This window comes from Streptomyces sp. NPDC051738 (genome assembly GCF_044453205.1).
Lineage (GTDB): Bacteria > Actinomycetota > Actinomycetes > Streptomycetales > Streptomycetaceae > Streptomyces.
Map to the genome: position 1 here is coordinate 1 of NZ_JBITCM010000004.1, position 13110 is coordinate 13110.

Genomic DNA, 13110 nt, shown 5'->3' on the forward strand with positions numbered 1-13110 from the left:
TCCGGCGTTTGAGGACGAGGCCCCTTAAGGGCCGAAACGGGGGTCTGGGGGCGGAGCCCCCAGGGACGGGACGGGTAGGGGCGGCGGGGGCGAAATCAGCTTCAGGCGGTGGTCAGCGCCTTCGGCAACCGCCCCGTGTGCAGCACCCCCAACCGCTGCGTCGCCCGAGTCAACGCCACGTACAAATCGCTCGTGCCGTACAACCCCGGCTCCACCACCAGCACCGAGTCGAACTCAAGCCCCTTCGACTGACGCGGGTCGAGGAGCACGACGCTGCGCGTCAGGTCGGGCTCCGCCCCCGCCGTCACCCCCTCCATCTGCGCCGCCAGCCTCCGGTGCAGATGACGCGGCGCGATGACTGCGAGCCGCCCCTCGGCCGGCGTGAGCTCCTCGACCGCCTTCGCCACCGCACCCGGCAGATCGTCGGTCGTGCGCACCCAGGGACGTACACCTGTGGACCGTACGGAACTCGGCGGTTCGAAGTCCGGGTTCTCCGTCCGGACGACCGCCGCCGCCAGCTCCATGATCTCGGCGGGCGTGCGGTAGTTGACGCCGAGGCGGGTGTGCTCCCACCGGTCCTCGACATACGGCTCCAGGATCCCGGCCCACGACCCGACACCCGCCGCCTCCGCCGTCTGGGCGGGGTCGCCCACCAGCGTCATCGAGCGGGTCGGGCTGCGCCGCATGAGCAGCCGCCAGGCCATCGGCGACAGCTCCTGCGCCTCGTCGACGATGATGTGCCCGAACGCCCAGGTCCGGTCGGCCGCCGCGCGCTCGGCGGCGCTGCGGTGGTCGTCCTCCTCCTGGCGTTCGGCGAAGCGCTCGGCGTCGATGATGTCGTGCGCCGACAGCACCTCCGCGTCCTCGTCCTCCTTGTCGTCGAACTCGTACGTCCGGGACGCGTACGACACGTCCAGCACGCCCTGCGCGTACGCGACCTGCGTCTCCCGCTCCCGCTCGGCCAGCGCCCGCGCCACCCGGTCGTCCTCGCCGAGCAGTTCGGCCGCCTCGTCCAGCAGCGGTACGTCCGCCACGGTCCACGCCCGCGTCACGGGCCGGCGGATGGCGGCCACGTCCTCGTCGGGGAGGTAGCCGACGGGGTCGGCGAGGAAGTCGGCGACCAGGCGCTGCGGGGTCAGGCGCGGCCACAGCTGGTCGACGGCGGCCCACACTTCGGGGTTCTCGGCGAGGTCGTCGCGGATCTGGGTGATGTCGCTCGCGTCGAGGAGACTGCCGCCGTCGTACGGGTCGGTGCCGACCCGCTCGGCGTACAGCTCGGTGAGCGTGTTGAGGATGTGCCCCTCGAAGTGCTCCCGCGCCGCGTTGTGCTGGAGCTTCGCGGCCCGGGTGCGCTCGCGGGCGACCCGCACCAGGTCGTCGTCGAGCATCAGGACCTCGCGGTCGTGCTCGATCGCGATCACCGGGTCGGGCAGCGCCTGCCAGTCGCGTACGACCTCGGCGAGCACGTCCGCCATGTCGGCCCGCCCCTTCACGGCGGCCGCCTCGCGCGTGTCGGTCGCCGTCGCCCGTACGCCGGGGAACAGCTCGCCGACCGTGGCCAGCAGCACGCCGGTCTCGCCGAGCGAGGGCAGGACCTCGCCGATGTAGCCGAGGAAGGCGGGGTTGGGGCCGACGATCAGGACCGCGCGCTTGGCGAGCAGTTCCCGGTGTTCGTAGAGGAGATACGCGGCGCGGTGCAGGGCGACCGCCGTCTTGCCGGTGCCCGGACCGCCCTCCACCACCAGCACCCCGCGGTGTGGCGCCCGGATGATCTCGTCCTGCTCGGCCTGGATGGTCTGCACGATGTCGCCCATCCGGCCGGTGCGCGCGGAGTTGAGGGCCGCGAGCAGCACGGCGTCGCCGGTCGGGTCCTCGTGGCCGGTCCGCTGCTCGTCCCCGAGGTCGAGGATCTCGTCGTGCAGCGCGGTGACGGTACGGTCGCTGGTGCTGATGTGCCGCCTGCGCCTGAGCCCCATGGGGGTGTGGCCGGTGGCCAGGTAGAAGGGGCGGGCGACGTCGGCGCGCCAGTCGACGAGGATCGGTGTGTGCTCGGCGTCGTCGGTGCGCAGTCCGATCCGGCCGATGTGGTGGGTGATGCCGGAGGCGAAGTCGATCCGCCCGAAGCACAGCGATCCGTCCACGGCGTTCAGCGCGGCCAGCAGCCCCGAGCGCTCGGCGACCAGGATGTCCCGCTCCAGGCGGGCCTGCATTGGCGTGTTGCCCTGGGCGAGCGCGTCCGTAACGGAGGCCTCGGTGTTCCCGCGCAGCGCGTCCACGCGCGCGTACAGGTCGTCGATGAATTCCTGCTCGCGGCGCATTTCACCGTCTTGCAATTCGGTGTTTGACAATTCTGCTCCCGCCCGGATATACTGTGCTCACTGAACTTCTCCGCGACCAATCCCAATTGAAGTCGCGAATCATTGAATATACCCAAAGAAATCCCCCGAGCGCAATTGCTCGGGGGATTTCTTGTGTTCCGGACAGAGTCACGGATGGAATCACAGCACGTCGGCCAGCTCCTCCAGCAGCCGCCGCTTGGCCCGCGCCCCCACCATCGACCGCACAGGCTCGCCGCCCCGGAAGACCATGAACGTCGGCATGGAGAGCACCTTGTAGGCGTTCGTGGTCAGCGGATTGGTGTCGACATCCAACTGCACCACCTTCAGCCGCTCCCCCTCCTCCGCCGCGAGAGCGCTCAGCACCGGACCCATCTGCCGGCACGGCGGGCACCAGTCGGCGGTGAACTCCACCAGCACCGGCAGTTCGGAGTCGATCACCTCCGCCTCGAAGTCCGCGTCCGACACCTCTGCCACACCCGCCGCCTTGATCACAGCTCCTGCCCTCCCAGTTCGCACAACGGTGGTTCCCCTTCGGCCATCGCCAGCCGCAGGCCGATCGTGGCTCGCACAGCCCGCAACTCGCCGATCAACGCGTCGAGCTCGTCCAGCTTGCGCCGGTAGACCGCGAGCGAGGCGGGACACGTGTCGCCCTCCGGGTGCCCGGCCCGCAGACACTCCACGAACGGCCGGGTCTCCTCCAGGTCGAACCCGAAGTCCTGCAGTGTCCTGATCTGCCGCAGCAGCTTCAGGTCGCTCTCGTCGTACGTCCGATACCCGTTGCCGCCTCGCCGCGCGGGCAGCAGCCCTCGCGACTCGTAGTAGCGCAAGGTGCGCGTCGTGGTCCCGGCCCGCGCTGCCAGCTCGCCGATTCGCATGCGTACGAACGTAATCCTTGACGCCGACGTCAGGGCAACCGTGGCAGCAGGGGCTTGGTGCGCACCGGCGAGGACAGCACGATCGACGTCGTCGTACGGCCCAGCGCCGAGGTCGCTTCGAGGATCTCCTCCAGGTGGACCGTGTCCTCGACGGCGACCTTGAGGATCCAGCAGTCCTCGCCGACGACGTGATGGACCTCGACGATCTCCGGGCGGTCGATCAGCTCCAGGGTGCGGGGGTGGCGGAGGGTGTAGCCGCCGTGCGGGTTGACCCGGATGAAGGCCTGGATGCCGTAGCCGAGCCGGGCGGGGGCGACCCGGGCGCCGTACCCGGTGATCACGCCCGCCGACTCCAGCCGCCGTACCCGCTCGGTGACGGCCGCCGGGCTGAGCCGTACCCTGCGCCCCAGCTCACTCAGCTTGATCCGGCCGTCGGTCTGGAGGAGCTCCAGGATCTGCCGGTCCAGGGCGTCGAAGGCCACCGATGTTTCGACGGCGGCCGGGCGCAGATGCCGTGGTTCTTTCGGCGCGGTGCCCGGATCTCCCATGTCTCCCCCTTCAGAGCGTGGTGCGAGGCCGGGAGAATTATGGTCATGGGAAAGGGACGAGAGGTACTGGTCATCGGCGGGAACCGCTATTTCGGCAAGCGGCTGATCGCGCGGCTGCTGGCCGCCGGGGACCGGGTGACGGTTCTCAACCGGGGTTCGGCCGCCCCTCCGCCGGGTGTGGTCCATCTTGTCGCGGACCGCGACGACGAGAAGTCCCTTACAGCGGCTCTGGGTTCACGGACGTTCGACGCCGTCGTCGACCAGGTCTGCTACACGCCGCGGCAGGCGGAGATCGCCCGCCGGGTCTTCACCGGCCGCACCCGCCGCTACGTACTGACGTCGACAGTCGAGGTGTACGAGTACGAGGACTCGATCGCCCCCGTGCGCGAGACGGACGTGGATCCGCTGGGCGTGCCCGTGGATCTCGAACTCCCTTGGCGAGATCCGGAGTTCCTCGAAGCCCACTACGGCGAGGGCAAGCGGCAGGCGGAGGCCGTGTTCGCCGCCGACCCGGACTTCCCGTACGCCGCGGTGCGCGTCGCCCATGTGCTGGGCGGGGACGACGACTTCACGGGCCGTATGGCCCATTACGCCGGCCGCATCCGGGCCGGTGAGCCGATCGCCGTTCCGGTCGTGAACCACCCGGCGACGTACATCCACGTCGAGGAGATCGCCGACTTCCTGTTCTGGGCGGTGGGCGAGGACTTCACGGGCCCGGTCAACGCCGCCTCCCACGGCCTGCTGACCACCGAGGAGCTGTGCGACGCGATCGCCGCGCACCTGCCGGACGGCCGGACCGTGTTCCGCCGCGTCGAGGTCGGCGAGGTCTCCCCGTTCGCCTTCACCCGCGCCTACGGCATGGACAACTCCCGCGCCACACGGCTCGGTTTCCGCTTCACACGCGCCCGGGAGTGGCTCCCGAAGGCCGTCGCCGAGACCCTCGGCAACGTAGTCACCCGGTAATGCCGTCAGGCGTACGGCAGATGCCGTACGCCTGAGACGGGACCAGCGAGGTCGACCGGGCGGCTGAGCGACGGGGGATCATCCCAGCCGCCCGGAGCATGTGTGACCGGACGCCCGGCCCCGGTTCAGGCGGGGCCGGGCGTCCGGAGCAGTTGGCTGCGGTGCGGGCCGGAGGTCAGGTCTTGGCGAGTTCCTTCTCGCCGCCCTGTTCCGGCGCGTCCGCGGCCGGGGCGGTGCCGTGGCCGTCGTCCAGGAGGGTCTTCTCGTCGAACGGGAGCTGCCCGGCGAGCACCTGGTCGACCCGGCCCTTGTCGATCTCCTTGGTCCAGGTTCCGATCAGGACCGTGGCGACGGCGTTGCCCGCGAAGTTCGTCAGGGCGCGGGCCTCGCTCATGAAGCGGTCGATGCCGACGATGAGGCCCATGCCGTCCACCAGGGCGGGCTTGTGCGACTGCAGACCACCGGCCAGCGTGGCCAGACCCGCGCCGGTGACACCGGCGGCGCCCTTGGAGGCGACCAGCAGGAACAGCAGCAGCGGGATCTGCTCGGCGATCGCCATCGGCGTACCCATGGCGTCGGCGATGAACAGGGACGCCATGGTCATGTAGATCATGGTGCCGTCGAGGTTGAAGGAGTAGCCGGTCGGGACGGTGATGCCGACGACCGGCTTGCTGACACCCAGGTGCTCCATCTTCGCGATGAGGCGCGGCAGCGCGGACTCGGAGGAGGAGGTCGACAGGATCAGCAGGAACTCACGGCCCAGGTACTTGAAGAGCGTGAGGATGTTGAGGCCGGCGACGAGCCGCAGCAGCACACCGAGCACGATGAAGACGAAGAGGAAACAGGTGAGGTAGAAGCCCAGCATCAGGATGGCGAGCTTCTTCAGCGCGTCGACACCCGCGGACCCGGTGACGGCGGCGATGGCACCGAAGGCACCGATCGGAGCGGCCCACATCACCATGGCAAGGATGCGGAAGACGAGCTTCTGGAGGTGCCCCACACCCCGCAGGATCGGCTCTCCGGCAGCGCCCATGCCCTGCAGCGCGAAGCCGGCGAGCAGCGCGATCAGGAGGGTCTGGAGCACCTCCTGGACGGTGAAGGCGGAGATCATCGTGGTCGGGATGATGCCGAGCAGGAACTCGGTGGTGCTCTTGGCCTCCGAGTCGACCTGTGCCTGACCCGCGTCCTTGACGGCGTCGGTGATGGCGAGGCCGGTGCCCGGCTCCAGGATGTTGCCGACGATCAGGCCGATACCGAGGGCGACCAGCGACATCGCGAGGAAATAGACCAGCGCGATACCGCCGACCTTGCCGACCTTGGCGGCCTTCCGTACCGAACCGATGCCCAGCACGATCGTGCAGAAGATGATCGGCGAGATCATCATCTTGATCAGGCTCACGAAGCCCGTCCCGATGGGCTTCAGCTCCACCGCGAAGTCGGGCGCGATGAGACCCACGGCGATACCGAGGGCGACGGCGATGATCACCGCGATGTAGAGGTAGTGCGTGCGGTCCCGTTTGGCGACGGGTGCGGCAGGTGCCGTATCGGGGGAACTGGCGGCGGCCACGGCTGCCCTCCTTGACGTCTTCGTCGGCATCACCGGCGTGCGGCTCACGTCCGGGGTGGGGGTCTCGCTGATCAGGTGCCGCGCCCCGGGGAGGGGGTCACGCCGCCTTGGGGACGGGGGATGTCTTATTCAGCGATGCGGTGACTATCTCTTGCTGTGTGAGGGCGGTCACCCTTCCGTTCATTTAGTTCACAATCAGCCATGGAGGCAGACTGACGACATGCGCATCCTCGTCCCGAGACCCCGCAGCCTGGCCGCTCAGCTCTTCGCCATGCAGGCCGTGCTGATAGCGGTGCTCGTCGCCGGGTACGCGGTGTTCACCTACGTCAGCGACACCGGCCAGGCGGAGGACGCCGCAGGGCGCCAGGCCAAGGCGGTGGCCCAGTCGATCGCCGACGCCCCGTCCGTGCGGGAGGCGATCCGCACGGCCGACCCGACGGCCGAGCTCCAGCCGTACGCACTCCGTGTCCAGCGCGACGCCGAGGTCGACTTCGTCACGATCATGAACCGTGAGGGCATTCGCTGGACGCACCCCGACGAGAAGCAGATCGGCCAGCATTTCCGCGGCCACACGGAGCGCGCCCTGCGCGGGGAGCCCTTCACCGAGACGTACACCGGCACGCTGGGCCCGTCCGTCCGTGCGGTCGTGCCGATCTACGACGGGGGCCGGGAGCCGGCCGACATCGTCGGGATGGTCAGCGCGGGGATCCGTGTCGAGGCGATCAGCAAGCGGGTGCAGGACCAGCTGACGGCGCTGATCGGGGTGGCGGCGGGCGCGCTGGCGCTGGGCGCGATCGGTACGTACGTCATCAACGCCCGGCTGCGTCGGCACACCCACGGTATGAACGCGGCCGAGTTGAGCCGGATGCACGACTACCACCAGGCCGCGTTGCACGCGGTGCGTGAGGGGCTGCTGATGCTGGACGGGCAGTTCAGGGTGGCACTGATCAACGACGGCGGTCGGGAGCTGCTCGGGGTGGCCGGCGATGTGGTCGGGCAGTCGGTCGCCGACCTCGGCCTGCCCGCGCCGCTGACCGGAGCGCTGCTGGCCTCCGAGTCGAGGGTCGACGAGGTGTATCTGACGGCGGAGCGCGTGCTGGTGGTGAACACCTCGCCGGTGTCGGGCGGCGAGCGGCGCGGCACGGTGGTGACGCTCCGGGACGTCACCGAACTCCAGTCCCTGATGGGCGAGCTGGACTCCGAGCGGGGCTTCACCCAGGCGCTGCGCTCACAGGCGCACGAGGCGGCGAACCGCCTGCACACGGTGGTCTCGCTGATCGAACTCGAACGCGCCGAGGAGGCCGTGGAGTTCGCGACGGCCGAGCTGGAACTGGCACAGGCCCTGACGGACCAGGTCGTCGCGGCGGTCAGCGAGCCGGTGCTCGCGGCGCTCCTGCTGGGCAAGACGGCGCAGGCCAACGAGCGGGGCGTGGAGCTCGTCGTATCCGACGACAGCCGGCTGGACGACAGCCTGCTCCCGGACACCCTGCCCGCCCGGGACCTCGTGACGATACTGGGCAACTTGATCGACAACGCGGTGGACGCCGCGCAGGGAAGCGTGGGGGCACGGGTGACGGTGACGGCGTACGCCGAGGACGGTGAGCTGGTACTGCGGGTGTCGGACACGGGGGCCGGGGTGGACCCGGCGCATGCCGAGGCGGTGTTCCAGCGCGGGTTCTCGACGAAGCCGGCCGGGCCGGGGGGTCGTGGGCTGGGGTTGGCGCTGGTACGGCAGGCCGTGAGCCGGCATCAGGGGGTGCTGTCGGTGACGGAGGCCGACGGGGGTGGGGCGGTGTTCGAGGTGCGGTTGCCGTTGGGGGAAGGGGCGGCGGGTTCGGGGGTGGGGGCCCGTTCAGAGGTGGGGGCCGCTTCGGGGGCGGGGACGGACGCCGAAGATGAGGGCGGCTCGGCGGTGAGGGCCGGTTCCGGGGATGAGGGCGACTCGGCGGACGGGGCCGTCTCCGAGGGCTCGGTGGCTTCGAGAGGTGACGTATGACGGCGGCGGACGAACACGCGATTCGCGTCCTGGTCGTGGAGGACGACCCGGTGGCGGCGGACGCGCACGTGATGTACGTCGGCCGGGTGCCGGGGTTCGTCGCGGTCGGCAAGGCGCACACGGGGGCGGAGGCGCGGCGCGCGCTGGAGCGGACGCCCGTGGATCTGCTGTTGCTGGACCTGCATCTGCCGGATGTGCACGGGCTGCAGCTGGCGCGGTCGTTGCGGGCGGCCGGGCATCACGCGGATGTGATCGCGGTGACGTCGGCGCGGGATCTGGCCGTGGTGCGCGAGGGGGTGTCGCTGGGCGTCGTGCAGTACGTGCTGAAGCCTTTTACGTTCGCCACGCTCCGGGATCGCCTGGTGCGGTACGCCGAGTTCCACGCGGCGGTGGGCGAGGCGAGCGGGCAGGACGAGGTGGACCGGGCGCTGGCGGCGCTGCGGGCGCCCTCGCCCGCGGCGCTGCCCAAGGGGTTGAGTGCGCCGACGCTGGAGCGGGTGACGGGGGTGCTGCGGGACGCGGACGAAGGGCTTACCGCGGCGGGGGTTGCCGAGGCGGTGGGGATTTCCCGGATCACGGCCCGGCGGTATCTGGAGCATCTGGTGGAGGCGGGGCGGGCCGAGCGGAAGCCGGTGTATGGGCAGGTGGGGAGGCCGGAGTTGGTTTATCGGTGGGTGAGAGGGGTGGAGAAGGCGCGTTAGGTGGGGTGTTGGTGAGGACGGTACGGCCGCCGGCGGTCTCGCCGGCCGACGAGTCGACTCCGCCCGCCGCCCGCCGTACCGGATCCTGTGCCGCCACGGTGAGTTCCGCAGCCGACGCACAGGCGGCCAATGCCGACAAGCACAACGCCGAGGCCTCGGGCGCGCAGCGACGCGCTGCCGCGCAGGCGGCTCCTGGTCCCGAGTTCGGTCACGTCCACATACCGGCGTGGGCCGTCGACGCCCACGCCTGCACCCGCACCCAGGTACTCGGCGAACCCTTGTGCGAACCCGGCTCGGCCTCGTCACCGGCAAGCTGTCCCGGGCCAACTGGGAGGACCTGAAGTACCACGGCCATGCCAGGCAGGACGTGAAGCTTCAGTTCAAGAAGGCCGGTACCGCCCACTACGGCACGGTCAAGACAGTGAAGACGGGCGATACGGGGCAGCTGAGCACCAAGGTCACCGCGACCTCGGCGGGAAGCTGGCGCTGGTACTTCCCCGGTACGACGACGACCGCGCGGGTCGTGTCGGTCGGTGACGCCGTGACCCTGAAGTAGAGCCCGCTCAGCCGAAGTTCTGCGCCCAGGTCACGTCGCCCTCCGACGTGACCTGCGGCCGCCCCCCCAACCCCAATCCTCCGCACACGCATTGACCTGACTAGACCACTCAACCTAGGTTCACCAGGCAGCCATCCCCGCGCCACAACGAAGTGCGTCCGCAGGAGGTCATGCCCGTGCGCCCCACCGCCTCCCTCCCCACCCGCTCCCTCCCCTCGCTCCTCGCCCTCACCCTCGCCGCCGCAGGCACACTCACCGCTTGCGGTGGCGGCTCCGGCAGCGACCCGGACACCATCAAGGTCTCCTTCAAACAGTCCACGGACAACTCCATCAAGGTGATGGACACCTACCTCGCGGACATCAAGAAGCAGTTCGAGAAGGCGAACCCCGGCAAGAAGGTCGAGTTCGTCCCCATCAAGGCCCCGGACTCGGAGTACTACACCAAGCTCCAGCAGATGCTCCGCTCCCCCAAGACCGCCCCCGACCTGGTCTACGAGGACACGTTCCTCATCAACTCGGATATCACCAGCGGGTACTTGAAACCCCTCGACCCGTACCTGGCCAAGTGGCAGGACTGGAACCAGTTCATCGACACCGCGAAGGCCGCGGCCAAGGGCGAGGACGGCAAGACGTACGGCGTCCCGGACGGCACCGACACCCGGGGCCTGTGGTTCAACAAGGACATCTTCAAGAAGGCCGGCCTGCCCACCGACTGGCAGCCGAAGACCTGGGACGACGTCCTCGACGCGGCCCGCACCATCAAGCAGAAGGCCCCCGACGCCATCCCGCTGAACGTCTACACGGGCAAACCCGTCGGCGAGGCCGCCACCATGCAGACCTTCGAGATGCTGCTCTACGGCACGAACGACGGCGCGAGCGACCCCCTCTACGACAAGTCGACCAAGAAGTGGGTCGCCGGCGGCCAGGGCTTCAAGGACTCCCTCGCCTTCGTCGAGACCGTCTACAAGGAGAAGCTCGGCCCGGACGTCTCCGACGCCCTCGACCCCAACGTCATGACCCGCGTGCGCGGCGAGTGGCTGCCGCAGGGCAAGCTCGCCATCGCCCTCGACGGTTCCTGGCTCCCGCAGGACTGGCTCCCGGGCAGCGGCCACGCATGGCCCGAGTGGTCCGACGAACTCGGCCTCGCCGCCATGCCCACGCAGCACGGCCAGGCCCCCGGCAAGGTGAGCATGTCCGGCGGCTGGACCTGGTCCATCCCGGCCAAGGCGGGCAACCCCGACCTGGCCTTCGAGTTCATCAAGACGATGCAGACGAAGGCGAACGCCCAGAAGTGGTACGTCGCCAACTCCGGCATCGCGGTACGGCAGGACGTCGCGGACGACCCCGCCTACACCGACGCCCAACCCGGCATCAAGTTCTTCACGGACCTCGTGGCCAGCACCCACTACCGCCCCGCCTACCCGGCGTACCCGAAGGTCTCCACCGCCGTGCAGGAGGCGATGGAGGGCGTGACGACGGGCGACATGTCGGTGGACGAGGCGGCGAAGGGCTACGACGAGGAGCTGAAGTCTGCGACGGACGACCAGGTGATCGAGAAGTGAGGGACGGCCAGGTGATCCAGAAGTGAAGGACGGCGAGGACGACCGCCCATGACCGCCGACCAGCCGGCCCGCCCCTCCACCCCACTCCACCGCACCCTCGCCCGAGCCCTCCCCGTCTCCCCCGCCGTCGTCCTCCTGCTCCTCTTCCTCGCCGGCCCCATCGCCTACTGCGCCTGGATCGCCTTCACCGACCTCCAACTGACCGGCCAGGCCGAGGAGTCGTTCGTCGGCTTCGACAACTTCCGTACGGCGTTCGGCGACGAGGCGTTCCTCAACGCGGTCTGGCTCACCCTCGTCTTCACCGTCATCTCGGCCCTGATCGGCCAGAACACCCTGGGCCTCGGTCTGGCCATGCTGATGCGGCGCGCCTCGAAGCCGGTCCGCACCGTCACCGGCGGCATCGTCATCGCGGCCTGGGTGCTGCCGGAGGTCGTCGCCGGGTTCCTCCTCTACGCCTTCTTCCGCCGCGAGGGCACCCTGAACGCCATCCTGGACTGGCTCCATCTCCCCGCCCAGAACTGGCTGTTCACGCTCCCGATCCTGGCGGTGTCGTTCGCGAACGTATGGCGGGGTACGGCCTTCTCGATGCTGGTCTACTCGGCCGCCCTGGGCGAGATCCCGAAGGAGGTCACCGAGGCGGCCGAGGTCGACGGCGCCGGCGGCTGGCGCCGTATGTGGCACATCACGCTCCCGATGATCCGCCGCTCCATCAGCACGAACCTCATGCTCATCACCCTCCAGACCCTGTCCGTCTTCGGACTGATCTGGGTGATGACGAGGGGCGGCCCGGGCGGCAAGAGCCAGACGCTGCCCCTGTTCATGTACGAGGAGGCGTTCCAGAAGAGCATGATCGGCTACGGCACGGCGGTCGCCCTGCTGCTCCTGGTGGTGGGCTCGTTGTTCTCGTTGGTCTATCTGCGCATGCTGCGAACGGAGGTCTGACGCCGATGCCCCGCCCTCTGACGTCCCGCAGAACGACCCACCGCCTGGCCGCCGACGCCGGCCTCCTCGTGGTGGCCGCCACGTTCGTGCTGCCGCTGGCGTGGGTGGTCCTGTCCTCACTGGACACGCAGGCGAACCTCCAGGTGAAGCTCCCGGACGGCGTCACCCTGGACAACTTCGACGCCGTCCTGACCCCGGACATCACCTTCACGCCGCTGCTCAACAGCCTGCTCCTGTGCGGCGGCGGGACGGCCCTGACGGTCGTGTGCGCGGCCCTCGCCGCCTACCCGCTGTCCCGCTTCCGCTCGCGCTTCAACCGCCCGTTCCTGCTCACGGTCCTCTTCGCGACGAGCCTGCCGATCACCGCGATCATGGTGCCGGTGTACGCCCTGTTCGTGCAGGTGAACCTGATCGACACCATGCAGGGCACGATCTTCTTCTTCGCCGCCTCTCAACTGCCGTTCGCCGTCTGGCTGATGAAGAACTTCATGGACGGCGTACCGAAGGAGCTGGAGGAGGCGGCCTGGACGGACGGGGCGTCGTCACTCCAGTCGCTGGTGCGGATCGTGCTGCCCCTCATGGGTCCCGGAGTCGCCGTCGTCACGGTCTTCTCCTTCGTGATGATGTGGGGGAACTTCTTCGTCCCGTTCATGCTGCTGCTCACGCCGGATCAGATGCCGGCGGCGGTGAGCATCAACGAGTTCTTCGGGAATCGGGGGATGGTGGCGTACGGGCAGCTGGCCGCGTTCTCGATCATCTACTCGACGCCGGTGGTGCTGCTCTATGTGCTGGTGGCTCGGCGGTTGGGTGGGGGGTTCGCTCTGGGTGGGGCGGTCAAGGGGTGACGACGGCGCCTCCGACGTCGGGATTGAGCCGCCGCTCACCCGCGCCTCGGCGGCCGGCAACCGAGGCGCCCTCCTGCGGTCAGCCAAGAGAGCGACGCCAGAACACGTCCGCGAATATGCCTCCTGACCTTGCCGTCTACCGACCGCGAACGACCAGTCGGGCCGTCCTCGCCGCCCGGCGTCGCCCCGCAGACGATCTCCCCCGCCGCCGAACCC

The 13110-nt window shown here is 69.5% G+C and carries 11 protein-coding genes and 1 pseudogene; 7 read left to right on the forward strand and 5 right to left on the reverse strand.

All coding sequences use genetic code 11. The features are described from left to right. Positions 1 to 101: 101 nt before the first annotated feature. From ACIA8X_RS10640 to ACIA8X_RS10655, 4 genes are all read right to left on the reverse strand, one after another. Positions 102 to 2318 (reverse strand): HelD family protein, encoded by a 2217-nt coding sequence (locus tag ACIA8X_RS10640; RefSeq protein ID WP_399458200.1) that lies wholly within the window; start codon positions 2316 to 2318, stop codon positions 102 to 104. A gap of 180 nt (positions 2319 to 2498) precedes the next feature. Further along, positions 2499 to 2813, reverse strand: a complete 315-nt coding sequence (locus ACIA8X_RS10645; protein ID WP_393462137.1) for a thioredoxin family protein — start codon at positions 2811 to 2813, stop codon at positions 2499 to 2501. 14 nt (positions 2814 to 2827) lie between these two features. Further along, complete coding sequence (locus tag ACIA8X_RS10650) at positions 2828 to 3214, reverse strand: MerR family transcriptional regulator (RefSeq protein WP_393462139.1); 387 nt, start codon at positions 3212 to 3214, stop codon at positions 2828 to 2830. Between the two features lie 29 nt (positions 3215 to 3243). Continuing rightward, complete coding sequence (locus tag ACIA8X_RS10655; protein WP_393462141.1) at positions 3244 to 3762, reverse strand: Lrp/AsnC family transcriptional regulator; 519 nt, start codon at positions 3760 to 3762, stop codon at positions 3244 to 3246. A 45-nt stretch (positions 3763 to 3807) separates the two neighbouring features. Here ACIA8X_RS10655 and ACIA8X_RS10660 point away from each other — a divergent pair, with 45 nt between their 5' ends. After that, the gene (locus tag ACIA8X_RS10660; protein WP_399458201.1) at positions 3808 to 4725 is read left to right on the forward strand and encodes an NAD-dependent epimerase/dehydratase family protein; all 918 of its coding nucleotides are present in this window, start codon (positions 3808 to 3810) and stop codon (positions 4723 to 4725) included. 175 nt (positions 4726 to 4900) lie between these two features. Here the strand turns inward: ACIA8X_RS10660 and ACIA8X_RS10665 are convergent, their stop codons facing one another. Further along, positions 4901 to 6322 carry a cation:dicarboxylate symporter family transporter gene (locus ACIA8X_RS10665; protein WP_393462207.1) on the reverse strand — a complete coding sequence of 474 codons (1422 nt, stop codon included), beginning with the start codon at positions 6320 to 6322 and terminating at the stop codon, positions 4901 to 4903. A gap of 190 nt (positions 6323 to 6512) precedes the next feature. On the opposite strand from ACIA8X_RS10665, the gene ACIA8X_RS10670 reads away from it, so the two are divergent. The 6 genes and pseudogenes from ACIA8X_RS10670 to ACIA8X_RS10695 all read left to right on the forward strand — a co-directional run bounded on the left by ACIA8X_RS10670 (position 6513) and on the right by ACIA8X_RS10695 (position 12894). Then, a complete protein-coding gene (locus ACIA8X_RS10670; protein WP_399458202.1) occupies positions 6513 to 8288 on the forward strand; it encodes an ATP-binding protein in 1776 nt (591 codons plus the stop codon). After that, positions 8285 to 8989: a response regulator gene (locus tag ACIA8X_RS10675; protein WP_393462147.1), complete on the forward strand. Its 705-nt coding sequence runs from the start codon at positions 8285 to 8287 to the stop codon at positions 8987 to 8989. The genes ACIA8X_RS10670 and ACIA8X_RS10675 overlap by 4 nt, the downstream gene beginning before the upstream one ends. 301 nt (positions 8990 to 9290) lie before the next feature. Further along, positions 9291 to 9545 (forward strand): annotated as a pseudogene (locus tag ACIA8X_RS10680) (hypothetical protein); the annotation flags it as partial. A gap of 170 nt (positions 9546 to 9715) precedes the next feature. Further along, complete coding sequence (locus ACIA8X_RS10685) at positions 9716 to 11107, forward strand: extracellular solute-binding protein (protein ID WP_399458203.1); 1392 nt, start codon at positions 9716 to 9718, stop codon at positions 11105 to 11107. 48 nt (positions 11108 to 11155) lie between these two features. After that, entirely contained in the window at positions 11156 to 12049 is an 894-nt protein-coding gene (locus ACIA8X_RS10690) for a carbohydrate ABC transporter permease (RefSeq protein ID WP_399458204.1), read from the forward strand. A 5-nt stretch (positions 12050 to 12054) separates the two neighbouring features. Next, positions 12055 to 12894, forward strand: a complete 840-nt coding sequence (locus ACIA8X_RS10695) for a carbohydrate ABC transporter permease (protein WP_399458205.1) — start codon at positions 12055 to 12057, stop codon at positions 12892 to 12894. Positions 12895 to 13110 lie beyond the last annotated feature (216 nt).

Excerpts from the sequence above, each read along its gene's own strand:
- ACIA8X_RS10690 (WP_399458204.1), top strand. The coding sequence starts at position 11,156 with ATGACCGCCGACCAGCCGGCCCGCCCCTCCACCCCACTCCACCGCACC.
- ACIA8X_RS10655 (WP_393462141.1), bottom strand. The coding sequence starts at position 3,762 with ATGGGAGATCCGGGCACCGCGCCGAAAGAACCACGGCATCTGCGCCCG.
- ACIA8X_RS10695 (WP_399458205.1), top strand. The coding sequence starts at position 12,055 with ATGCCCCGCCCTCTGACGTCCCGCAGAACGACCCACCGCCTGGCCGCC.
- ACIA8X_RS10650 (WP_393462139.1), bottom strand. The coding sequence starts at position 3,214 with ATGCGAATCGGCGAGCTGGCAGCGCGGGCCGGGACCACGACGCGCACC.
- ACIA8X_RS10685 (WP_399458203.1), top strand. The coding sequence starts at position 9,716 with ATGCCCGTGCGCCCCACCGCCTCCCTCCCCACCCGCTCCCTCCCCTCG.
- ACIA8X_RS10670 (WP_399458202.1), top strand. The coding sequence starts at position 6,513 with ATGCGCATCCTCGTCCCGAGACCCCGCAGCCTGGCCGCTCAGCTCTTC.
- ACIA8X_RS10675 (WP_393462147.1), top strand. The coding sequence starts at position 8,285 with ATGACGGCGGCGGACGAACACGCGATTCGCGTCCTGGTCGTGGAGGAC.
- ACIA8X_RS10640 (WP_399458200.1), bottom strand. The coding sequence starts at position 2,318 with ATGCGCCGCGAGCAGGAATTCATCGACGACCTGTACGCGCGCGTGGAC.
- ACIA8X_RS10660 (WP_399458201.1), top strand. The coding sequence starts at position 3,808 with ATGGGAAAGGGACGAGAGGTACTGGTCATCGGCGGGAACCGCTATTTC.
- ACIA8X_RS10665 (WP_393462207.1), bottom strand. The coding sequence starts at position 6,322 with ATGCCGACGAAGACGTCAAGGAGGGCAGCCGTGGCCGCCGCCAGTTCC.